The organism is Sphingomonas sp. (assembly GCF_051962185.1).
GTDB lineage: Bacteria > Pseudomonadota > Alphaproteobacteria > Sphingomonadales > Sphingomonadaceae > Sphingomonas.
The window spans coordinates 1-20,775 of the sequence record NZ_JBQCCN010000155.1; the positions used below are offsets into that span (position 1 = coordinate 1).

Annotated in this window: 19 protein-coding genes; 6 read left to right on the forward strand and 13 right to left on the reverse strand. The window is 67.4% G+C overall.

Going from position 1 to position 20,775, the window contains the following annotated elements:
• Positions 1–442, reverse strand: a 442-nt coding sequence (locus tag ACTHJR_RS09575) for a glutamate--tRNA ligase family protein (RefSeq protein ID WP_440522921.1), incomplete at its 3' end; no start/stop codon positions are given.
• A gap of 29 nt (positions 443–471) precedes the next feature.
• Here ACTHJR_RS09575 and ACTHJR_RS09580 point away from each other — a divergent pair.
• A complete protein-coding gene (locus ACTHJR_RS09580; protein ID WP_440522922.1) occupies positions 472–2,703 on the forward strand; it encodes a ComEC/Rec2 family competence protein in 2,232 nt (743 codons plus the stop codon).
• 244 nt (positions 2,704–2,947) lie between these two features.
• Here ACTHJR_RS09580 and lexA read toward each other — a convergent pair whose 3' ends face one another.
• Together lexA and ACTHJR_RS09590 are read right to left on the reverse strand one after the other, a co-directional pair.
• A complete protein-coding gene (gene lexA, locus ACTHJR_RS09585) occupies positions 2,948–3,616 on the reverse strand; it encodes a transcriptional repressor LexA (protein ID WP_440522923.1) in 669 nt (222 codons plus the stop codon).
• A gap of 57 nt (positions 3,617–3,673) precedes the next feature.
• The gene (locus tag ACTHJR_RS09590; RefSeq protein ID WP_440522924.1) at positions 3,674–4,861 is read right to left on the reverse strand and encodes a molybdopterin molybdotransferase MoeA; all 1,188 of its coding nucleotides are present in this window, start codon (positions 4,859–4,861) and stop codon (positions 3,674–3,676) included.
• Between the two features lie 85 nt (positions 4,862–4,946).
• Between ACTHJR_RS09590 and ACTHJR_RS09595 the strand changes: the two genes are divergently transcribed.
• Positions 4,947–5,420: a hypothetical protein gene (locus ACTHJR_RS09595; protein ID WP_440522925.1), complete on the forward strand. Its 474-nt coding sequence runs from the start codon at positions 4,947–4,949 to the stop codon at positions 5,418–5,420.
• On the opposite strand, the gene moaC is transcribed toward ACTHJR_RS09595, so the two are convergent.
• From moaC to ACTHJR_RS09615, 4 genes are all read right to left on the reverse strand, one after another.
• Entirely contained in the window at positions 5,417–5,938 is a 522-nt protein-coding gene (gene moaC, locus ACTHJR_RS09600; RefSeq protein ID WP_440522926.1) for a cyclic pyranopterin monophosphate synthase MoaC, read from the reverse strand. The two genes, ACTHJR_RS09595 and moaC, sit on opposite strands and share 4 nt — an antisense overlap.
• A 50-nt stretch (positions 5,939–5,988) precedes the next feature.
• Positions 5,989–6,777: an indole-3-glycerol phosphate synthase TrpC gene (gene trpC / locus ACTHJR_RS09605; protein WP_440522927.1), complete on the reverse strand. Its 789-nt coding sequence runs from the start codon at positions 6,775–6,777 to the stop codon at positions 5,989–5,991.
• A complete protein-coding gene (gene trpD, locus ACTHJR_RS09610; RefSeq protein WP_440522928.1) occupies positions 6,774–7,769 on the reverse strand; it encodes an anthranilate phosphoribosyltransferase in 996 nt (331 codons plus the stop codon). The genes trpC and trpD overlap by 4 nt, the downstream gene beginning before the upstream one ends.
• Before the next feature lie 118 nt (positions 7,770–7,887).
• Positions 7,888–8,472: an anthranilate synthase component II gene (locus ACTHJR_RS09615; RefSeq protein ID WP_440522929.1), complete on the reverse strand. Its 585-nt coding sequence runs from the start codon at positions 8,470–8,472 to the stop codon at positions 7,888–7,890.
• 531 nt (positions 8,473–9,003) lie between these two features.
• Here ACTHJR_RS09615 and ACTHJR_RS09620 point away from each other — a divergent pair.
• A complete protein-coding gene (locus ACTHJR_RS09620; RefSeq protein ID WP_440522930.1) occupies positions 9,004–9,441 on the forward strand; it encodes a hypothetical protein in 438 nt (145 codons plus the stop codon).
• Between the two features lie 6 nt (positions 9,442–9,447).
• Here the strand turns inward: ACTHJR_RS09620 and ACTHJR_RS09625 are convergent, their stop codons facing one another.
• Complete coding sequence (locus ACTHJR_RS09625) at positions 9,448–10,956, reverse strand: anthranilate synthase component I family protein (protein WP_440522932.1); 1,509 nt, start codon at positions 10,954–10,956, stop codon at positions 9,448–9,450.
• Between the two features lie 3 nt (positions 10,957–10,959).
• Positions 10,960–12,942 (reverse strand): SurA N-terminal domain-containing protein, encoded by a 1,983-nt coding sequence (locus tag ACTHJR_RS09630; RefSeq protein ID WP_440522933.1) that lies wholly within the window; start codon positions 12,940–12,942, stop codon positions 10,960–10,962.
• A gap of 166 nt (positions 12,943–13,108) precedes the next feature.
• On the opposite strand from ACTHJR_RS09630, the gene tpiA reads away from it, so the two are divergent.
• The 3 genes from tpiA to ACTHJR_RS09645 all read left to right on the forward strand — a co-directional run bounded on the left by tpiA (position 13,109) and on the right by ACTHJR_RS09645 (position 15,174).
• Entirely contained in the window at positions 13,109–13,861 is a 753-nt protein-coding gene (gene tpiA / locus ACTHJR_RS09635; protein WP_440522934.1) for a triose-phosphate isomerase, read from the forward strand.
• The gene (locus tag ACTHJR_RS09640) at positions 13,858–14,415 is read left to right on the forward strand and encodes a cupin domain-containing protein (protein WP_440522935.1); all 558 of its coding nucleotides are present in this window, start codon (positions 13,858–13,860) and stop codon (positions 14,413–14,415) included. Before tpiA ends, ACTHJR_RS09640 begins: the two co-directional genes overlap by 4 nt.
• Before the next feature lie 66 nt (positions 14,416–14,481).
• Positions 14,482–15,174: a DUF937 domain-containing protein gene (locus ACTHJR_RS09645; RefSeq protein ID WP_440522936.1), complete on the forward strand. Its 693-nt coding sequence runs from the start codon at positions 14,482–14,484 to the stop codon at positions 15,172–15,174.
• A 63-nt stretch (positions 15,175–15,237) separates the two neighbouring features.
• Here the strand turns inward: ACTHJR_RS09645 and ACTHJR_RS09650 are convergent, their stop codons facing one another.
• The 4 genes from ACTHJR_RS09650 to rimO all read right to left on the reverse strand — a co-directional run bounded on the left by ACTHJR_RS09650 (position 15,238) and on the right by rimO (position 20,535).
• Entirely contained in the window at positions 15,238–16,626 is a 1,389-nt protein-coding gene (locus ACTHJR_RS09650) for a leucyl aminopeptidase family protein (protein ID WP_440522937.1), read from the reverse strand.
• A gap of 43 nt (positions 16,627–16,669) precedes the next feature.
• The gene (locus tag ACTHJR_RS09655) at positions 16,670–18,070 is read right to left on the reverse strand and encodes a serine hydrolase domain-containing protein (RefSeq protein WP_440522938.1); all 1,401 of its coding nucleotides are present in this window, start codon (positions 18,068–18,070) and stop codon (positions 16,670–16,672) included.
• 69 nt (positions 18,071–18,139) lie between these two features.
• Positions 18,140–19,144 (reverse strand): hypothetical protein, encoded by a 1,005-nt coding sequence (locus ACTHJR_RS09660; RefSeq protein ID WP_440522940.1) that lies wholly within the window; start codon positions 19,142–19,144, stop codon positions 18,140–18,142.
• Positions 19,145–19,206: 62 nt separating this feature from the next.
• Positions 19,207–20,535 carry a 30S ribosomal protein S12 methylthiotransferase RimO gene (gene rimO / locus ACTHJR_RS09665; protein ID WP_440522941.1) on the reverse strand — a complete coding sequence of 443 codons (1,329 nt, stop codon included), beginning with the start codon at positions 20,533–20,535 and terminating at the stop codon, positions 19,207–19,209.
• Between the last annotated feature and the right edge of the window lie 240 nt (positions 20,536–20,775).

Genomic DNA, 20,775 nt, shown 5'->3' on the forward strand with positions numbered 1-20,775 from the left:
CGTTGGGCGTGCACTCGCGCCACGGCGAGCGGATGCGCAGCGGCTTCTTCGCCGCTTCCGCCTCGGCGCGCATCCGGGCGAGCTCGTCCTGGGTCAGATAGCAGCGATAGGCCGCGCCTTTCGCGACCATCTCGTGCGCGACCTCGGCATGGCGGGCGGCGCGCGAGAATTGATAGATTTCCGGCCCGTCCCATTCTAGGTCGAGCCAGCGCATCCCCTCCAAAATGGCGTCAATCGCGGGCTGCGTCGATCGCGCGCGATCGGGATCCTCGATCCGCAGGAGGAATTTGCCCCCGTGGTGTCGCGCGAACAACAGGTTGAACAACGCGGTGCGCGCGCCGCCGATATGCAGGAACCCGGTCGGCGAAGGCGCGAACCGGGTGACGACGTTGGTAACGGGCGCGCCGGCTGCGGGCGGCCCGGAGTCAGAACTGGCGCTCAACCGCGCATGCTCCCAGGCTGGATGACGTGATGGCGACTGTCGCCGCCGGGCGCCCTAGCACGCGGGTTCGGCCGCTTCAAACGCTGGCGGCGTCGCTCGCGCGTGCGCGCCTTGCACTCGAACATGGGTTGGAGGCGGAACGCGATCAACTGCCGCTATGGCTTCCGGTCTCGCTGGGTGCCGGCATTGCGATGTGGTTCGTGCTCGGCGACCCGGCGCAATGGCGCGCGGCGATGCTTGCTTGTGGCGCGCTCGCGCTGGCGGCGATCGCGATCGGGAGGGGAGGGCGCGCGGGCCGGGCGGTGGCGCTGGCGGCGGCATTGGCGGCCCTGGGGGTCGGATTGGCGTGGTGGCGCGCCGCCGACGTCGCGGCGCCGGTGTTGGCGCGACCCGCGATCGTGACGCTGACGGCGCGGGTCGAGGGAGTCGAAACCTTGCCGGCACGGGAACTGGAGCGGCTGACGCTGACGCCGTTGTCGGCCGAGGCCGTGGCCAGCCCGCAACGATCGAGCTGCGGCGCCGGCGGAAACGATCGTCGACGCGACCGGCGGAGCTGCGGCGGGCCGCCATCGTCACCGCCAGCGATACCGCCACACATCCGGGTGAACCTGGCCGATGCCGATGTTCCGGCGGGAATCGGACCGGGCGCGATCATCAAGCTGCAGACACGGTTGATGCCGCCCAACGAAGCGACCGTGCCCGGCGCCTATGATTTTCGCCAGGTCGCCTGGTTTCAGGGACTCGGGGCCACCGGCAAGGGCAATGCGCCGGTCAAGGTGATAGAGCCGGGTCGCGCGTCGAACGGCCTGCGTGCGGCGCTGGCGGCGCATATCGAGAGCAAGGTCGACGGCAGCGCGGGCGGCATCGCCGCGGCATTGGCGGCGGGCGACGAAGGTGCGATCTCGCAGGAGGATTCAGATGCGATGCGGCGGTCGGGGCTCGCACATCTGTTGTCGGTCAGCGGCCTGCACATCACCGCGGTGGTCATCTTCACGATCTGGATCGTGACGCGATTGCTGGCGCTGTGGCCGTGGCTCGCGCTCAAGACGCGCATTCCGGTCATCGCCGCCGGCGCCGGCGCGATCGCCGCGATCGGCTATACCTTGCTGACCGGCAGCCAGGTGCCGACCGCGCGTTCGTGCATCGCGGCGCTGCTGGTGCTGGTCGCGCTGGCGATGGGACGCGAGGCGATCACCTTGCGGCTGGTCGCGGCCGGCGCGTTTCTCGTGATGCTGGTGTGGCCCGAGGCTCTCGCGGGACCGAGCTTCCAGCTCAGCTTCGCCGCGGTCGGCGCGCTCATCGCGTTCCACGAGCAGCCGCGCATCAAGCGCCTGTTCGAAAAGCGCGACGAAGCGCGTTGGCGCCGCGTCGCGCGCGAAATCGGGTCATTGCTGTTGACCGGCCTGGTGGTCGAAATCGCCTTGGCGCCGATCGCGCTCTATCATTTCCACAAGGAGGGGATGTACGGCGTCTTCGCCAATATCGTTGCGATCCCGCTGACCACCTTCGTCATAATGCCGGCCGAGGCGGCGGCGCTGGTCGCCGATGCGGTCGGGCTGGGTGCGCCTTTCTGGTGGGTGACCGCGCAGGCGCTCAAGCTGCTGCTGTGGATCGCCCATGTCGCGGCCAGGGCTCCGGGATCGGTGGCGATGCTGCCGGGCATGCCCGACGGCGCGTTCGGGCTGATGATCCTGGGGCTGTTGTGGCTGATGCTGTGGCGAACCCGCGTCAGGTTTGCCGGCCTGGTGCCCTTATTGGCCGGCATGGCATGGGCGCTCGCGATCCCGGCGCCCGATCTGCTGATTTCCGGCGACGGCCAGCACCTTGCCGTGCGAACGCCGGAGGGCGGGGTCGCGATCCTGCGCGACAAGGCCGGGGACTATACGCGCGACACCATGACCCAGAATGCCGGGGTCGATGGCGAAGCGGAACTGCTGTCCGACCAGCCGTTCGCCAAATGCACGGCCGACGCTTGCCTGGCGCTGGTGCAATCGGGCGGGCGCACGTTCCGCGTGCTCGCCACACGCAGCCTCTATCAATTGCCGTCGGATCAATTGATCGTGTCGTGCAAGGCGGCGGACATCGTCGTCAGTGACCGCCGCTTGCCCTCGGCCTGTCGCCCGACCTGGCTCAAGCTCGACGCGCCGTTCCTGCGGCGCACCGGCGGAATGGCGATCAGCCTGGCGAGCGAACGGATCGTCACTGTTCGCCAGCCCGGCGATCGCCATCCGTGGATTAGAAGGGCGCAAACCCGGCATTAACGCGGATCGAGACAGCCATGTCCGGAATGCTGTGGGAGGAGGGGCGCGAAGAACGGGGTTTTTCCCCCCGTTCGAGTGCCCCGACGCGCCGCAGCGCCGGACATGGCCGCCGCGAAGCGGTGGGGCGAAAAGGCCGCTGGAGCGGTCGAACGCTTGCCAGATAGACACCGCTATCTGGCTGCGCGCCCTCTCCCAGCAGCCTTTTTCGTCTCCATCCCGACCTCGTAAAGCCGGGTTCGCGCCCTTAGTCGTAGCGCCGCAGCAAGCCGGCGAGCCGGCCCTGGATCCGCACCTGTTGGGGCGCGTAACGCTGCGGGTCATAGGCGCGATTGGCGGGATCGAGCCGCACCATGGCGCCTTCGCGGCGGAAATATTTGAGCGTGGCCTCGCTGTCCTCGATCAGCGCCACGACGATTTCTCCGTCGCGGGCAACTTCGGTGCGGCGGATCAGCGCATAATCGCCGTCGAGAATGCCGGCCTCGACCATCGAATCGCCGGCGACTTCCAGCGCATAATGTTCACCGCTGCCGAGCAAGGCGGCGGGGACGGGGAGCATCGAGGAGCCTTCGAACGCCTCGATCGGCACGCCGGCGGCGATGCGGCCATGCAGCGGGATCTCGATCACGTCGTTGGCGGGTTCGGGCGCGGGGCGGAAATTGCTCGGCTTGGGCTGCACGGCGGTGACGCGCTTGTCGCCGCGCTCGGGCATCTTGAGCACTTCGAGCGCGCGGGCGCGATTGGGCAGGCGGCGCAGGAATTCGCGTTCCTCAAGCGCCGAGATCAGGCGATGCACGCCGGACTTCGACTTGAGGTCGAGCGCCTCCTTCATCTCCTCGAACGACGGCGAGACGCCGGTTTCGTTGAGGCGATCATTGATGAAGCATATCAGCTCATGCTGCTTCTTGGTGAGCATTGACGTTCCTCCGTCAAAGAACAGACGTGGAACTTTTATGGAACGTTGCGAGGCAAGTCAAGCGAGTGGCAAGATGTCCACGGTTTCGCCCGCCATTGCCGCCGGTGCGTGCGGCGGCCGGATCACGAGGCAGGTCGCGCGGGCCAATGTCGCGAGCATCGAACTGTCCTGGATCGCCGCCACGGAAACCCGGCCGTCGGCTATGGTGCCGCGCAGATAATCCTGCCGATGGTCGTTGGCGGACAGCGGTTCCGCCAGCGTCGCGGCAATCGGAACGGGGAGGGGATCGGCCGCTCCCGCCATCGCCGCGATCAGCGGGCGCAGGAACAGCGTCGCGGTGACGAAGGCGGAGACGGGATTGCCGGGTAGGCCGAGCATCATCGCATTGCCCAGCCGGCCCGCGAGCATCGGCTTGCCCGGGCGGATCGCGATGCGCCAGAAATCGATCTCGCCGCCGGCGGCCTCGAGCGCGGGGCGAACCAGGTCGTGGTCGCCGACAGACGCGCCGCCGGTGGTGACCACAATATCCGCCTCGGCCGCGGCGAATGCGGCAGTGAGGGCGTCGAGTCGATCCGGCACGATGCCGCGCCCGGTCACATCGACCGGCAGATCGGCGAGCATCGCCGCCAGCATCGCGCTATTGCCTTCGGGCAGGGCGAGCGGGTCGTTGGTTGCCGTCCCCGGCGCCACGAGTTCGTCGCCCGTCGCGATGATCGCGATGCGCAGCCGACGATGGACCGGAAGGTCGCAATGCCCGCCGGTCGCCGCCAGCGCGATCGCCGCGGGCGTCAGCCGCGCGCCGGCGCCGATCAGCACCGTGCCTTTGTCGAAATCCAGCCCCTTGCGCCGCACGCTCATGCCGCGGCGCGGCGGCCCCTCGCCGGCGAGCGTCAGCGTCTCGCCGTCGCGCGAGGCTTCTTCCTGGACCAGCACGCTGTCGGCGCCGTCGGGCATCGCCGCACCGGTGAAGATCCTGACCGCTTGGCCGCGGCCGATCGCACCGTCGAACGCACGTCCCGCCGCGCTTTCGCCTATGACCCGCCACGGCCCGGGCAGATCGTCGAAGCGGATCGCATTGCCGTCCATCGACGACAGGTCGGCCGGCGGCTGCGTGCGGCGAGCGACGATCGGTTCGGCGACCCAGCGCCCGGCCGCCTCGATCAGCGATACGCGTTCGCTGGCGACCCGCGGTGCCATGGCCAGCAAGCGGGCCTGCGCGTCGGCGACGGGAAGGAGAGCGGCCATTGCGCTCCCATGCCACAGCCGCGGATCGTTTCGCCAGCCGCATGCGCTTCTGCTATGACGCCGGGCGGACGGTGGGAGGCATGGGGTGCGCTTCGTCGCCAGATTCTTCGGGTTCCTGTGGCGCGTGTCGCGTGGTGGTGCGCTGGGCGGCGACGTGGGATTGCGCATCGGCAGCGGGGCGGCCGCGCTGTACACCTTTCTATGGCTCGTCTTCCTCGTCGTCGCGATCGTATTGGTTGTCCTGGGGTTCGACCTCGAAGCGGTCGATCGCTGGCTCGGCGCGCATACCAATTGGTTCGAGCTGATCGGCGATATCCTGTGGCGCGCTTTTTGCGGCCTGATCGTGTTGCTGTCCGGGCTGGCGATCTACACGCTCGGGCAGGAGATGATCGATCCCAAAGCGGCGGAGGACGACGAGGAGGAGGGCGGAGCGACGCGGCGGCACAAGGCCGGGGTGGAAAAGGTACCCAAGCGCAAGATCGTCAGCCGCAGCTTCGGCATCCTGGCCTTTCTCGCCGTCGGCTATCTCGCCTGGGTCGGCATGACGATGGCGGACTAAGGTCTAGGGCCGCGCCAATCGCCCGACTTGCCGCCGGTTTTCGAGAGCAGCCGTACCCCACCGATCGTCATGCTTTTGTCGATCGCCTTGGCCATGTCGTAGATCGTCAGCAACGCGACCGAGACGGCGGCCATCGCTTCCATCTCCACCCCGGTCTTGCCGGTCGTGGCTACGGTCGCGGTGGCGGTGACGCCGTCCTCCTCCACCGTCAGGCCGATCGTCGCGCTGGTGATCGGCAGGGGATGGCAGAGCGGGATCAATTCGCCGGTGCGCTTGGCCGCCATGATCCCGGCGATGCGGGCGGCGGCGAGTACGTCGCCTTTGGGCACGGCGCCCGCGCCGATCGCCGCGGCGGCTTCGCGCGCCATGGCGATACGGCCGATGGCAACGGCTTCGCGATGCGTGTCGGGCTTGGCGGAGACGTCGACCATCCGCGCGGCGCCGGTGTCGTCGAGGTGCGTCAGATTCCCCTCCCGCTTGCGGGCGGGGCTAGGGGAGGGCGTGTCGGCCTTGGGCATGAAAGGAGACATGCCTTCCCCCGACCCCTCCCGCAAGCGGGAGGGAGAGGCTAAGCGCCCAGCAATTCCCTGGTCGCCGCGGTAATGTTCTCCGCGCGCATCAGGCTTTCCCCCACCAGGAAACAATTCACGCCATGCTTGCGCATCGCGTCGAGATCGGCGCGGTTCTGCAGCCCGCTTTCGGCGACGAAGGTGCAATCCTTGGGCGCCTTGCCGACCAGCTCGTAGGTGCGGTCGAAGCTGACGGTGAAATCGCGCAGGTCGCGGTTGTTGACGCCGATCAGCCGCGACTTGAGCTTGAGCGCGCGGTCGAGCTCGCGTTCGTCATGGACCTCGACCAGCACGTCCAGCCGGCAGTCGATCGCCGCGGCCTCGATCTCGGCCATCCGCATGTCGTCCAGCGCGGCGACGATGATCAGGATCGCGTCGGCCCCGAGCGCGCGGCTCTCGTGCGCCTGCCACGGATCGATCATGAAGTCCTTGCGCAGGAGCGGGAGCGGCACGGTGTCGTGAATCTGCGCGAGATAGGCGTCGTCGCCCTGGAAATAATCCTCGTCGGTCAGCACCGACAGGCAAGTCGCGCCGCCCTTGAGATAGGCCAGGGCATGCGCCGGCGGGTCGAAATCCTCGCGGATCACGCCTTTCGACGGGCTCGCCTTCTTGACCTCGGCGATCAATGCCGGGCCCGTCTTCGCTTTCTTGTCGAGCGCCGCCCGGAATCCGCGCGGGCCGTCGCGGCGGCTGATCATCGCTTCCAGGCTGGCGAGCGACATGGTCGCCTTCTTGGCAGCGACTTCGGCGCGCTTGGTTTCGAGAATACGGTCGAGAATATTGGTCATTTATAGGCGATCCAACAGTCGAGCAGAGCGTTGGCAAGGCCCTTGTCGATGGTTTCGGCGGCCTCTTCGGCGCCCTCTTGAAGTGTATCGGCGGCACCTGCGACGACCAGCGCCGCGGCGGCATTGATCAGCACCGCGTCGCGATAGGCGCCATGCTCGCCCTGGAGCAGGCGACGCAGTGCGGCGGCATTATAGGCTGGGTCGCCGCCATGGATCGCCGCGATCGGATGGCGCGGCAGGCCGGCGTCCTCGGGCGCGATATGGCCGGGCAGCGAGAGCTGGCCGACGGAGACCGCGATGGTCGGGCCCGCGCCCGACACTTCGTCCAACCCTTCCTCGCCCGACACGACCAGTGCCGCCTCGGTCCCGAGCTGGCCGAGCGCCTCGGCATAAGTGTTGGCGTAATCGGGGCGCGCGATGCCGATCAACTGGCGCGTGACATGCGCCGGATTGGCCAGCGGGCCCATCAGGTTGAAGATCGTGCGACGGCCGATGCGGCGGCGGATCGGGGTGATCCGCTTCATCGCTGGATGGTGGTTGGCGGCGAACAGGAAACAGATGCCGAGGTCGTTGAGCGTCGCCTGCGCCATCGCCCCGGCGCGCTCCATGTCGAGGCCGAGCGCCTCGAGCGTGTCGGCGGCGCCCGCCTTGGAACTCGCGGCTCGATTGCCATGCTTGGCGACCGGCACGCCGCTGGCGGCGACGACCAGGCTGACTGCAGTCGAGACGTTGAGCGTGTGGTGGCCGTCGCCGCCGGTACCGCAGACATCGATCGCGTTCGCCGGGGCATCGATCGGGATCAGCCGCGCCCGCAAGGCGCGCGCCGCTTCCGCGATCTCGGTGCTGGTCTCACCACGGTCGGTCAGCGCGATCAGGAACTCGGCGATCGCCTCTTCGGAAGTCCTGGCGTCGAGAATGTCGGCGAACGCCTGCGCCGCCGATTCGCGCGACAAGGGCGTCGAGGGGTCTGGGAGGAAGGCGAAACTACTCATATTCCCCTCCCGTTTACGGGAGGGGTTAGGGGAGGGCATGTTTCTGGAGCGATGACCTGATTGACAGGCCCTCCCCCGGCCCCTCCCGTAAACGGGAGGGGAGATTTGCGTTCGGCCCTCATGCCAGCGCCTTCGCCTTCAATCCGGCAAGCTCGAGGAAATTGGCGAGCAACTGATGCCCATGCTCGGTAGCGATGCTTTCAGGGTGGAATTGCACGCCGTGAATCGGCAGCGTGGCGTGGCGGAAGCCCATCACGAAACCGTCCTCGGCGCGCGCGTTGACGATCAGTTCCTCGGGAATGTCCTCGACCACCAGCGAATGATAGCGCGTCGCCCGGAACGGCGAGGGGACGCCCGCGAACACCCCGCTGCCGTCATGCGTGATCGCCGAGGTCTTGCCGTGCATCAGTCCGCCGCGCACGACGTGCCCACCGAAATGCTGCCCGATCGACTGGTGGCCCAGGCACACGCCGAGCAGCGGTCGCCCGCCCTCGGCGCAGGCGGCGACCAGATCGAGGCTGACCCCGGCTTCGTTGGGCGTGCAGGGGCCGGGAGAGATCAGAAACGCCTCGGCATTGCTCGCCACCGCGTCGCGCGCGCTGAGCGCGTCGTTGCGCACGACCTGCACTTCCTGACCCAGCTCCATCAGGTAATGGACCAGGTTCCAGGTGAAGCTGTCGTAATTGTCGATGACGAGGATCATGGCCGTGCCCGCTAGCGCGTATCGGCCAGCGCGACAATCGGTCCGATCCTGTTCGACCGGCAACCAGGAGTTTAACCGCGCGCGGCGAGGCTCCGTCTGGTCAGCTATCTTGTGACGGCATTCGGGAGGATGCCTGGTATTTGAATCACGCAAAGGCGCGAAGGCGCAAAGCAGAAATTGGATTGGTTCGCGCAGAGCACAGAGTGCGCATTTTAGCTGGCTCAACGAGCCGCATCAGCGGCTCTTCCTTCGTTGTCGGCAATCGAGAATGAGGGTCTCGCTGGCGTGAGATAGCCACCGGCCGCTGCGCTCTCTGCGCCTCCGCGCGAACAAAATCTTCGCGCCTTCGCGCCTTTGCGTGAATCTATGAATCGCGCCGCGCACCTCCACCTCAGCGATCCGACCGTCAAACGGTATCCGAAACGACAGAACGCCCTCGTTTTGCCGTGTTTCGGCCCGCGCGGTGCTGGAATGATACGGGATCGATCCTATCTCGGGGGCGTTGAAGCTGCCCAGAGAAAGGTCGCACCGATGATTCGTACCGCGTTTGCCGCTTTGGCGCTGTTGGCCGTGCCCGCCGGGGCAATGGCGCAGCAGGCGACCGACAAGCAGGCCGAATCCGGCCAGCCTCCCAAGCGAATCCGCTCGGTGGTCTTGCAGCCCGACCAGAAATGCCCGCAATCGAGCGGTGACGAGATCGTCGTCTGCACGACGGTCGAGGATCCCTATCGCATTCCCACGGCGCTGCGCGGCGCCGGGCCGATCCCGCCGGCGCGCCAGAGCTGGGTCAACCGCGTCGCCGCCGACGAACAGACCAGCCGCGAAGCAGCGGGCTTGCCCGACACCTGCTCGCCGGTCGGATCGGGCGGTCAGACCGGCTGTTCGCAGGCCGCCGCGCGCGCCTGGGCGGCGGCGCGGCGCGCCAAGGCCAACGGCCAATCGGCTCGGTCATCGGTGGCCGGGCGCTAGCCCGGCCTATTGCCCGAACCGCGCATCGCCCGCGCGCGCGATCGCTTCGCGCGCGGCGGCGAGCAGCGCGCCGGCCTTGGCTTCGCATTCGCGCTGTTCATAGGCCGGGTCGCTGTCGGCGACGATGCCGGCGCCGGCCTGGACGTGCATGACGCCGTCCTTGACCACCGCCGTCCTGAGCACGATGCACGAATCCATCGATCCGTCGGGCGAGAAATAGCCGACGCCGCCGGCATAGGCGCCGCGCACTTCCGGCTCGAGTTCGGCGATGACCTGGCAGGCGCGGACCTTGGGCGCGCCCGAGACGGTGCCGGCCGGGAACCCCGCGAACAGCGCGTCGAGCGCGTCCTTGCCGCTATCGAGCTCGGCGACGACGTTCGAGACGATGTGCATGACGTGGCTGTACATCTCGATCGTGTAGCTGTCGGTGACCTTGACCGTTCCCGGCGCGGCGACGCGACCGGCATCGTTGCGGCCGAGGTCGAGCAGCATCAGATGCTCGGCGCGCTCCTTGGGATCGGCGAGCAACGAGCGGCGATTCTCCTCATCCTCGGTCGCCGACTTGCCGCGCGGGCGCGTGCCCGCGATCGGGCGGATCGTCACTTCGCCGTCGCGGACGCGGACCAGGATCTCGGGGCTCGATCCCGACAAAGCGAAATCGGGCAGATCGAGGAAATAGAGGAAAGGTGAGGGGTTCACGCGCCGGAGCGCGCGGTACAATTCGATCGGCGGCAGTGCGAACGGCGCGGTGAAGCGCTGCGCCAGCACGACCTGGAAGATGTCGCCCGCGGCGATATAGTCCTTCGCCTTCAGCACCATCTCGCGATAGGCGCCGGCGGGTAGCACCGGCGTCAGCGCGAAGTCGCCCGGGTCGGCGCGCGGGGCCGCCGGAATCGGCGCGCTCGCCAGCTTCGCCGCAACGCCGTCAATCCGCTCCTCGGCCAATGCCAGTGCGCGCTCAGGTGCCAGGCCGCTATCGGGCCAGAGCGGCGCCACCAGGAACAATTGGTCGGCCAGCCGGTCGAAGATCAGTACCATGGTCGGCCGCACGAACACCATGTCGGGCAGGCCGAGGCCGGGGTCGGCCGGGCGTGGCAGCCGCTCGACCAGCCCGACCGTCTCGTAACCGAAATAGCCGACCAGACAGGCGAGCGCGCGCGGTAGTTCGGGCGGCACGTCGTCCATCCGACACGACGCGACGACCGACCGGAATGCGGCGAGCGTGGGTTCCGCGCAGGGCTCGAACGCGGCGCGATCGGTCAGCCAATGACGATTGATCGCCGCTTGCTCGCCTTCGGCGCGAAACACGAGGTCAGGGGCGAGGCCGAGCAGGCTGTGCCGCCCGCGCACCGCGCCGCCCTCGACCGATTCGAGCAGGAAGTCGCCGCGCCCCGGCTCGATCAGCTTGAGCGCGGCGGCGACCGGCGTCTCGGTGTCCGCGACCTGACGGCGCCAGACCAGCGCTGGGCGCCCGGCCGCAAGCGCGGTCAGCGCGGCATCGGCTCCTTCGACCATCGTTTATTGCGACTGGTCGTCGGCACCGCTCTGGCCCAGGCCGAGCAAGTCCCGGCGCAGCGCTTCGATCGCCGCATCGTTCTTCGTGACGCCGATCTTGTCGCGGATAGCGCGACCGAATTGCTGGCGATATTCGTCGCCCATCGTCGCGCCCACGCCGACGCGCGTGTTTTCGATCAGCTGAGCATTGCCCGCGGCATTGCCCTTCTCGATCGAGTCGACGACGATGACGAACCATCCGCCCTTGTACGGCGCCTCGACGAGCGAGGCGCTGCCCTTGGGTTTGCTGAACAGCAGCACCAGCGGAGCGGGAGGCTGCCGCTTGGTGTCGAGCAATTGCGCGCGGTTCGCCGACATCGGCTTGGTCGCATCCAGCTTGATGCCCGATTCGCTCATCGCCTGGGCCAATGGCATGCCCTTGTTGACCTTCGCCGCGATGCCATTGGCCACGTCGCGAGCCGCCTTGACCTGGCGTTCGATCGTCATGTCCTTCTTCACCTGGTCAGCGACCGTCGCGAACGGACGTGCCGCTGCGGGCAGGATCTGGTCTAGCTTGGCGACGGCAAAGCTACCGTCTTGACCATAGGGCACCATCTGGGGATCGTCGTCGGGCTGCGACTGGAAGGCGAACTGATAGATGTCCGTCTGGTTGGGATCGGGCTTGACCGGCGTCGCCGCGGTCGGATCAGTGCCGTTGCTGGTCAGCGGCTGGGCGGTCTGGACCGTCAGCTTGAGCGCGGCGGCGATCTGGTCGAGCGTCTGGTGCTTGCCGATCGCATCGTCGATCTGGTCGCGTAGCGACTGGACGACATTGGCCAGATTCTGGTCGGTCAGCTCCTTGGTCAGATCCGGCTTGGCCTGATCGAGCGTCTTGCCCGCCACCTTGGTGATCTTGTCGAGACGCGCGACGATCCAGCCGAGCGGGGTCTTGACCGGCCCGATCACCGCGCCTTGCGCCGCGCCGAACACCTGGTCGGCGAGCGCCGGCGACGCCTGGCTCGCGTAAGCGGACTTGTTGACGTCGTTGATCGCGCCCGCCTCCAGTCCCAGAGCCTTGGCAGCGACCTCGATCGCTGTACCGCCGCGCACCTTGGCGGCGAGGTCGTTGGCCGCCTTCTGGTCCGGCAGCACGACCTGCTTGAGCGAGCGCGTTTCGCCCGGTTCGAATTTCGCCTTCTCCGCCTGGTACGCGGCGGAGATCTGCGCGTCGGTCGGTGCGGCACGCTTCTTGATCTCGTCGAGCGTGATCAGCACATAGCGCGCCGAGCGCCGCTGCGGGATCGAATAGCGCGCGATGTTGCGCGTGTAATAGGCATTCGCCTCGGCGTCGGTGACCGGCGCGCCGGCGGGCATCTTCTTGGTATCGACAAAGGCGACCGTGCCGCTGCGCTTTTCGAGCAGCATCGAGGCATAGGGCATCGCGACTCCGGTAGGGGCCTTCAATTTGTCCGTCGCGTTGGGAAGGATCGGACCGGCCAGCAATTGCGTGATCAGCTGGCGCGCAATCTGCTCGTGCAATTGCTGGTCGCTCAATTTGTTCTCGGCGAGCAGGCGATTGTAATTGTCCTTGTCGAACTTGCCGTCCAGGCCGCGCAGCCCGGGAATGTTCGCGATCTCGTTGTCCACCAGGGACTTTCCGACCCGAATGCCCTGACTCTGCGCGAATTGTTCCATCGCCATGCCGTTGATCTGCTGGTCCAGCGTCAGATCGAGCCCGCCCTGCTGCAGGAGAATCTCCATCGTCAGCTGCGGTTGCTGATTGCGCGCGCGCTCGAACAGCGACGTGGTCGAATTGCGCAAGTCGTTGACCGAAATGGTGTCGCTGCCGACCGTCGCGGCGGTGGTCGAATTGCGCCCGCTCAACGCCGTCGAGCGCAGGCCGGTGACGTCGCCCAGCCCAAACGCGACGCCGATCAGGCCGACGACGACCAGCGTGACGAGCGCGCCGATGCGCGAAAAGATGATCTTGCGGAAGAAAGTGAGCATGGGGCCGATCGTTGGTCCTGAAAAACGAGCCGACGCTTTAGGGCGTGTACCGCTAACCGGCAATGCCCCGCACGTGTCGATGTCGGATGCAACGAAAGGTGCCGCGAGCGTGACGCTTGCGCCGCTGCCCGGGCACGCTATCGGGATGGGAAACCCGGGAGGACACATGACACGGCGCAAGCTGATCGCAGGCAATTGGAAGATGAACGGTAGCCTCGCGGCACTGGCCGAGCTCGACGGCATCGCCGCGGCGGCGGTCGCGGCGCCAGAGGTCGACGTTGCGGTCGCGGTGCCGGCGACGCTGATCGCCCCGGCGCATGCGCGCGTTCCGGGACTCGCGATCGGGGCGGAGGACGTCCATGAAGCCGATAGCGGCGCGCATACCGGCTGCATCTCGGCGTCGATGGTTCGCGAAGCGGGAGCGGTCTTCACCATCGTCGGCCATTCCGAGCGGCGCGGCGACCAGCACGAGACCAGCCATGACGCGTTCATGAAATCGGCCGCGGCGCATCGCCACGGATTGACCGTCATCCTGTGCGTCGGTGAGACCCAGGCCGAGCGCGACGCTGGCCGCGCCGAGCGCGTCGTCCAGGCACAGATCGAGAAGTCGCTGCCCGACGACGCCCATGCGGACTGGCTGACGCTCGCCTATGAGCCGCGCTGGGCGATCGGTACCGGCCGCACCCCGACGATGGAGGATATCGCCGCGATGCACGCGATCGCGCGCGCCAAGCTGCGCCAGATGATCGGCGACACCGCGCTCGACATGCGGATCCTCTACGGCGGGTCGGTGACCGGGGCGAACGCCATGGAAATCCTGGCGGTCGAGAATGTCGACGGCGCTTTGGTCGGCGGCGCGAGCCTGACCGCCGACAAGTTCGTGCCGATCATCGACGCGGGCAAGGCGCTGTCGGCGTGAGCGAGGAAGCGTTGCCGGCGCCGCGCCGGGTGCTCACCGCGATCGATGCCGAGGGGCGGTCGTATATCGCCGAGGACGGCCCGAGCCCGGCCGACTTCGTGCTGCCCGGCTCGACCTATCGCAGCAGTAACATGTGGCGCACCCATGCCGCGCCGGGCGCGATCGCCGCGCCCGACGACATCGTCGAGCAGCGCGGCGTCCTGCCGCCAAGCCACGGCACCGTACTCCGCGTGATCGATTTTCCGCCGATCGGCGACGCGACTCCGGAAGAGCGCGCGGCAATGGTCAAGGCGGTGTTCGCCGCGCTCTATCCCGATGCCGATCACCACGAAGGAAGCGCGCGCTCGGCGAGCATGCACACCACCGACACGATCGATTATGCGATCGTGCTGGAGGGGGAGATCGTCGCGGTGATGGACCGCGACGAGACCTTGCTGCGTGCCGGCGACATATTGATCCAGCGCGGCACGGCGCACGGGTGGGAAAACCGGGCGGAGCGCGTCGCGCGCATTGCCTTCGTGCTGATCGACGCGGTACGCTCGCCCGCCGCCTGAGCGCGGTTGTGACCACTTTGCTATCCGAACAAGATTGGTGGACATTCCTCGCTGAGAGTCGCGGCCATGGATATTCTCGGACAGCTTTTGCAGGAAGCGACCGGCGCTGCCGGCGGTGATGCCGGCAGCGGCCAGCCGCAGGTCGATGTCGGCGCGCTCGCACAGCAATTCGGCCTGACGCCCGATCAGGCCAATGCCGCGGTCGGCGCACTGCTGCCCGCGGTGCTCGGCGGGATCAAGAGCGCGGAGCAAGGCGGGGGACTGGGATCGGTCGCCGATATCGCCAATGCGACGAATTCGCCGGCGACCGACACCGATGCCGGCAATGCCGTACTGGGCCAGATTTTCGGATCGAAGGACGTCAGCCGCTCGGTCGCGACCGCGGCGTCCGCGCAGACCGGGATCAGCGATACGATCCTCAAGGCGATGCTGCCGATCGTAGCCGGGCTGGTGGCGCAACAGGTGTCGAAGAAGATGGGCGGCGGCATGATGGGCGGGATCGCCGCCAGCGTCCTCACCTCGATGCTCGGCGGCGCGAGCGCGGCGTCGGCGGCGCCCGCGGCGGCGCCGTCCGCGGGCGGCATCCTCGGCAATCTCGGCGGGCTGGCGTCGATGCTCGACGCCAATCACGACGGCAACCGCTCGACGATATCCTGGGAATGGTGCGCGGCGGCGGTCAGGCGGCCTGACACCTTCTTTTTGTGCTTCCCCGGCGAAGGCCGGAGCCCAGGATCGATGCCGCCAACTGGCTTGCGATGACATCTCCATGCGGCGTCAGTGGGACTGGGCCCCGGCCTTCGCCGGGGAAAGCGTAGAAAACTCCTAGCCCGCGTATCGCTTCTTCAGCATCGCCCAAGCCGCGCGCAGGCCGAGCGCATCTCCCCCCTTTGGCCGCGCCGGCTTGGCGGTGGGGCGCCAGGCGAAGGTGTCGAGATGCGCCCAGGGCACGCCTTCGGGGGCGAAGCGGCGCAGGAACAGGGCGGCCGTCACCGCGCCGGCATAGCCGTTGTCGGGCGCATTGATCAGATCGGCGATGTCGGACTTGAGATAGTCGTCATAGCCATCCCACAAGGGCAAGCGCCACAGCGGGTCGTGGGCCGCCGTACCGGCATCGAGCAGATCGCTCGCCAGCGCCTCGTCGTTGACGAAAGTCGCGGGCAGATCGGGGCCCAGCGCCACCCGCGCGGCACCGGTCAGCGTCGCATAATCGATTACCAGTGCCGGCTTGTCCTCCGCCGCCTTGGCCAGCGCGTCGCCGAGCACCAGCCGGCCCTCGGCATCGGTATTGGTGTTCTCGACCGTCAGCCCCTTGCGCGACTTGAGCACGTCGCCGGGACGGAAGGCGTCGGCGGAGATCGCGTTCTCGACCGCGGGGATCAGCAGATGGAGCCGGACCGGCAGCCGCGCGCCCATGATCAGGCTGGCCAGCCCGAGCGCATGCGCCGCGCCGCCCATGTCTTTCTTCATCAGCCGCATGCCGCTCGCCGGCTTGATGTCGAGCCCGCCCGAATCGAAGCACACGCCCTTGCCCAGCACGGCGACGCGCGGATGCGTGGGGTTGCCCCATTCGAGCTCGATCAGTCGCGGCGCGCGATGCTTGGCGGCGGCACGGCCGACCGCGTCGATCATCGGATAGCCGGTGGTCAGCGCGTCGCCGCGCGTAACGGTCAGCGTCGCGTCGAATTTCTTGGCAAGCTTGCCGGTTTCCGCCTCGAGCTCGGCCGGCCCCATGTCCGACGAGCCGAGATTGACGAGGTCGCGAACCAACGCGGTCGCTTGCGCAACCCGCACCGTTTCCTCGATCGTCGCGGCATCGGCGGTCAGCAGCACGCGCGGCCCGCCGTCCTTTTCGGGCTTGGTATATTTGTCGAAACGATGCTGGGCGAGCAGCCAGCCAAGCCCCGCGGCGCCGAGCTCGGCGTTCTTCAGTCGATAGGTGCCTTCGGGCAGGAAATCGGGCTGCGACGCGATCCGCCAGGGCGAGGTCGGCGCCTCGTCGCAGACGTGCAGCACCGACCAATCCTCGGCGCCGTCTCCCGGTAGGATCGCCTTGTTGCCCGCCTTGCCGGTCACGCGATTGGCCGCGAGCATCGTCCGGATGCGCGGCGGCTGCTGGCCGAGCCAGTCGGCGAAGCCGTCGGGATGGACGATCTCGATCGTGCGGGCGGGCTGGCCGCGATCGGGTTGGAGCAAAGCGGCGAAATCGGTCATGCGGCTATTCCGGTCAGGCGATCGAGGACGGGTGTGGCGCGGCTTATTCGGCCGGCATCACGATGAACTGCTCGTAGCGTCCCGCGCCGTCGGGCTCGGCATAAGTCACGACCGACAGCTTGGTGCGGTCCTTGTAGGTCACGCCGTAATTGCGATTGACGAAGCCGCCGCGCAGGCGCGCCGGGCGGAGCAGCTTGAATTCGGTCGGCTCGCCCAATTTGCTCAGGCTGTCGCGATAATCGGCGCTGGCGGTCGCGTCGAAATAGTAATTGGCATCCTCGGTCATGGTCGAGCGATCGAGCTTGCCGGCGCGCAATTCGTCGAACACCGCGCGGGCATGCGCGGTCTTGGCGGTTTCCGCATCGGCGGTCTCGGCGCCGGCGGCAGGCGGCAGGACGAGGTCTGAAATTTGCCCGGCGATGCTGGTGAAGGCGTTGGAGAAGTCCGAATTGACCAGCACGACGACGGCGGCCTTGTCGTCGGGATAGACGATGTTCTCCGACAGGAAGCCGACCGCTTCGCCGGTATGCTCGACGAACTTGCGGCCCTTGGCGGTGCCCGCGAATACGCCGAGGCCGTAGCCGGTCGACTTGCCGTTGGTCAGCAGGATCGGGGTCTCCTGTACCTGCCAGTCGTCGGCCGGAAGCAGGCTGCGGTTCATCCGCGCGATATCCCATTTGGCGAGGTCGCTGGCCGACATGGCGAGTTCGCCCGCCGCGAACAGCCAGCCGCGCGCCGCCGGCTTCTCGACCCTGACGGGGCCGAGTGCGTAACGGTGATAGCCCTGCGGGAAGTCCTTGCCGACCGCCAGATCCTGGTCGATCGCCTTCATGCCGAGCGGCTTGAACACCTTGTCCTGGAGATAGGCAAGCAGCGGCTTGCCAGCCGCTTTCTCGACGATCATGCCGGCGACGACATAGCCGGTGTTCGAATATTGCCATTGCGTGCCCGGCGCGAAGTCGAGCGGTTTCTTGGCCCAGCGGTCGACGATGCCCTGCGGCGTGACCGGCTTCTCCATCGCGGCGAAGCTGTAATCCTGCGGCCAATAGTCCTGCAGCCCTGAGGTGTGGCTGAGCAGCTGGCGGATGGTGATCTTGTCGCCGTCGGTGACGCCCGGCACCCATTTGGCGACGGTGTCGTTCAGGCTGAGCTTGCCCTCGTCCTCGAGCATCAGGATCGCGGCGGCGGTGAATTGCTTGGAGATCGAGGCGATCTGATAGGGCGCGTCGGTCCGGGGCGTGGCGATCGTCTCCGATTGCTTGCCATAGGCCTTGGCGAACACGATCCGGCCGCCGCGCACGATCGCGACCGAGGCCGAGGGCACGCCGTTGCGCGCCAGCGTGTCGGTGACGATCGAGTCGACCTTGGCGGTTTCGGCGGGCGTCAGGTCCTGGGCGGCGACGGGCGTGGCGACGAGAAGCAGGGCAAGCGGGAGAAAGCGCATCGGGGAGGTCGCTCCGAATAGAGTGATGCTCCTGCTATAGGCCGCCTCGCGCGGCGCGCAATCGGGGCTTCAGCGGCGCTTGTGGTGCCTGGGCGCCGGTCTTCCACGCGGCGCCGTGGCAACCGGCGGGCGCAGCGCCAACCCCTCGATCGGCGCGCAACGCGCCATCACCGTGCCGATCATCGCCAGCAGTCGCGATCGGGAATTGGCGAGCCCGACCGGATCGGTGCCGCGGTCCTGCGTCTCCAGGTTCACATAAGGAAGTCCGCGGAAGAGCGTGTAATTGGACAAAGATCCGTCGCTGGTCACGACATGCTCGTACATGATGTTCATGTCGGCATCCGACAGCGGCCGCGCGCAATAGCCGCTCGCCGGGCTGCGATCGCCGAGATACGAGACGATCGCGACGCTGTCGGTATCGTCGTAGGGCCAGGCGGCGCGGATCGACGGGCGCGGCGAATAGAGATCGCTGCACAACAGCACCGAGATCTCGCCCTTGCCGGTATAGCCGGCACCCGGAGGCGTGCAGGTCGATTCCGACGCACTATAGCCCGGCTCGTTGGTGTGGAGCGCGATGACCAGCCGCGGCGGCGCGCCGAGATCGGCGAGGATCGTCGCAGCGTAATTGGGCGTATCGTCGCGGAAATTGCGGTTGGGATCGATCGACCGGCCGTAGGCGACGTCTGGGTTCATCCGGCTGTCGGGCCCGTCGACCGAACGCGCTTCCTCGACCGCGATGACCACGCCACCATAGGAGCGCACCGCGAACACCGCGGCCTGGAACGCCGCATTCTCATTATCGTGCGGCACGAACCACAAAGGGCCGGCGGGATGGCGGAGGTTGACTATGCGATAGAGCCGCCAGAAGGCGCGATCCTCGCGAAACTCGATGCGGCTGATCGACAGGCCGTCCCAGATCGCCGGGCTGGCGAGGCGCGTGAAATCGTCGGTCGCCATCACCATCGGATCGACCGGCGTGACGATCTTCGTCATCGGCGCGGGCACGACCTGCGCCGACGCGACCGGCGCGAGCAACGCTACCAACAACCCCGCTATTATCGCCCACACCCTCATGACGTCACCGTCTTAGGTGGCGCGCAGCATCTGGCAATAGTGCTGTCCGAGATCGGGACAGATCAGACCGGCAGGCCGTAAAGATCGTGCTCGTCGGCTTCTTCGATCAGGACCGGGGTGATCTCGCCGACCGATAGATGGCCGGCGTCGCGCAGGAACACTTCGCCGTCGATCTCCGGCGCGTCGGCCTGGCTGCGGCCGGTGGCCCCGCCGCCCTCGTCGACCGCGTCGATGATCACCGGCAGCGTGCGGCCGACCTTGGCCTGGAGCTTGGCGGCGCTGATCGCCGCGGTCTTCTCCATGATCCGGGCGTAACGCTCTTCCTTGACTTCTTCGGGCACCGGGTCGGATAGGGCATTGGCCGCTGCGCCTTCGACCGGCTCGAAGCGGAACGCGCCGACGCGGTCGAGTTGCGCCTCGTCGAGCCAATCGAGCAGATACTGGAAATCCTCCTCGGTCTCGCCGGGGAAGCCGACCACGAAGGTCGAGCGGATCGCGATGTCGGGGGCGATCGCGCGCCACGACTTGATCCGCTCCAGCACCTTCGCCTCGTTGGCCGGGCGGCGCATCAGCTTGAGCACGTTGCGGCTGGCATGCTGGAACGGGATGTCGAGATAGGGGAGCACCAGACCCTCGGCCATCAGCGGGATGACCTGGTCGACATGCGGATAGGGGTACACGTAGTGCAGCCGCACCCAAGGCGCGATCTTGCCGAGCTCGCGCGCCAGGTCGGTCATGTGCGCCCGGACTTCCTGGCCGTGCCACATGCGCGGATGGTGCTTGATGTCGACGCCATAGGCCGACGTGTCCTGGCTGATGACCAGCAGTTCCTTGGTGCCCGCCTCGACCAGTTTCTCGGCCTCGCGCAGGATCGCGTCGGGCCGCCGGCTGACCAGATCGCCGCGCAAACTGGGGATGATGCAGAAGGCGCAGCGGTGGTTGCACCCTTCCGAGATCTTCAGATAGCTGTAGTGGCGCGGCGTTAGCTTCAGCCCGCTTTCCGGCACCAGGTTGAGGAACGCATTGGGCGGCATCGGCGCAGCGTCGTGGACCGCGCCGACCACTTGCTCGTATTCGTGCGCACCGGTGATCGCGAGCACGTCCGGGAAGCGGTTGCGGATGACCTCGGCTTCCTTGCCCATGCAGCCGGTGACGATCACGCGGCCATTCTCGGCGATCGCTTCGCCGATCGCTTCCAGGCTTTCCTCCTTGGCGGAATCGAGAAATCCGCAGGTATTGACCAGCACGACATCGGCGCCGGCATAATCGGGCGACATCTGATAGCCGTCGCTGCGGAGCTTGGTCAGGATGCGCTCGCTGTCGACCAGGTTCTTGGGACAGCCGAGCGAGACCATGCCCACGCGGGGCGGGGAGGGAAGTTTTGTAGCCATTGGAAGGCGGCGCACATAGGCGAGGTTCGCGAATTTTACTAGAGCAGTGCGGAACGGCGCTGCCTCCATGGACAGATTGCATTCCCCTCCCGCTTGCGGGAGGGGTTAGGGGAGGGCGTGTCGGAGCCACTGGGCGGCAGGGGAATGGACAGACCCACCCCCCCCCCCACCCCCCAGCGGGAGGGGCGCGTTTGTTCCGCGCGCAAACGAGGGGCGCGGGCAATGGAACGACGTGTTGGG

What these genes read in the sequence shown, in the direction of transcription:
- ACTHJR_RS09645 (WP_440522936.1), top strand. Translation starts at nt 14,482, where the DNA reads ATGGATATTCTCGGACAGCTTTTGCAGGAAGCGACCGGCGCTGCCGGC.
- rimO (WP_440522941.1), bottom strand. Translation starts at nt 20,535, where the DNA reads ATGGCTACAAAACTTCCCTCCCCGCCCCGCGTGGGCATGGTCTCGCTC.
- ACTHJR_RS09590 (WP_440522924.1), bottom strand. Translation starts at nt 4,861, where the DNA reads ATGGCCGCTCTCCTTCCCGTCGCCGACGCGCAGGCCCGCTTGCTGGCC.
- ACTHJR_RS09660 (WP_440522940.1), bottom strand. Translation starts at nt 19,144, where the DNA reads ATGAGGGTGTGGGCGATAATAGCGGGGTTGTTGGTAGCGTTGCTCGCG.
- ACTHJR_RS09630 (WP_440522933.1), bottom strand. Translation starts at nt 12,942, where the DNA reads ATGCTCACTTTCTTCCGCAAGATCATCTTTTCGCGCATCGGCGCGCTC.
- tpiA (WP_440522934.1), top strand. Translation starts at nt 13,109, where the DNA reads ATGACACGGCGCAAGCTGATCGCAGGCAATTGGAAGATGAACGGTAGC.
- ACTHJR_RS09620 (WP_440522930.1), top strand. Translation starts at nt 9,004, where the DNA reads ATGATTCGTACCGCGTTTGCCGCTTTGGCGCTGTTGGCCGTGCCCGCC.
- ACTHJR_RS09655 (WP_440522938.1), bottom strand. Translation starts at nt 18,070, where the DNA reads ATGCGCTTTCTCCCGCTTGCCCTGCTTCTCGTCGCCACGCCCGTCGCC.
- trpD (WP_440522928.1), bottom strand. Translation starts at nt 7,769, where the DNA reads ATGAGTAGTTTCGCCTTCCTCCCAGACCCCTCGACGCCCTTGTCGCGC.
- moaC (WP_440522926.1), bottom strand. Translation starts at nt 5,938, where the DNA reads ATGCCCAAGGCCGACACGCCCTCCCCTAGCCCCGCCCGCAAGCGGGAG.
- ACTHJR_RS09580 (WP_440522922.1), top strand. Translation starts at nt 472, where the DNA reads ATGGCGACTGTCGCCGCCGGGCGCCCTAGCACGCGGGTTCGGCCGCTT.
- ACTHJR_RS09625 (WP_440522932.1), bottom strand. Translation starts at nt 10,956, where the DNA reads ATGGTCGAAGGAGCCGATGCCGCGCTGACCGCGCTTGCGGCCGGGCGC.
- trpC (WP_440522927.1), bottom strand. Translation starts at nt 6,777, where the DNA reads ATGACCAATATTCTCGACCGTATTCTCGAAACCAAGCGCGCCGAAGTC.
- ACTHJR_RS09650 (WP_440522937.1), bottom strand. Translation starts at nt 16,626, where the DNA reads ATGACCGATTTCGCCGCTTTGCTCCAACCCGATCGCGGCCAGCCCGCC.
- ACTHJR_RS09615 (WP_440522929.1), bottom strand. Translation starts at nt 8,472, where the DNA reads ATGATCCTCGTCATCGACAATTACGACAGCTTCACCTGGAACCTGGTC.
- lexA (WP_440522923.1), bottom strand. Translation starts at nt 3,616, where the DNA reads ATGCTCACCAAGAAGCAGCATGAGCTGATATGCTTCATCAATGATCGC.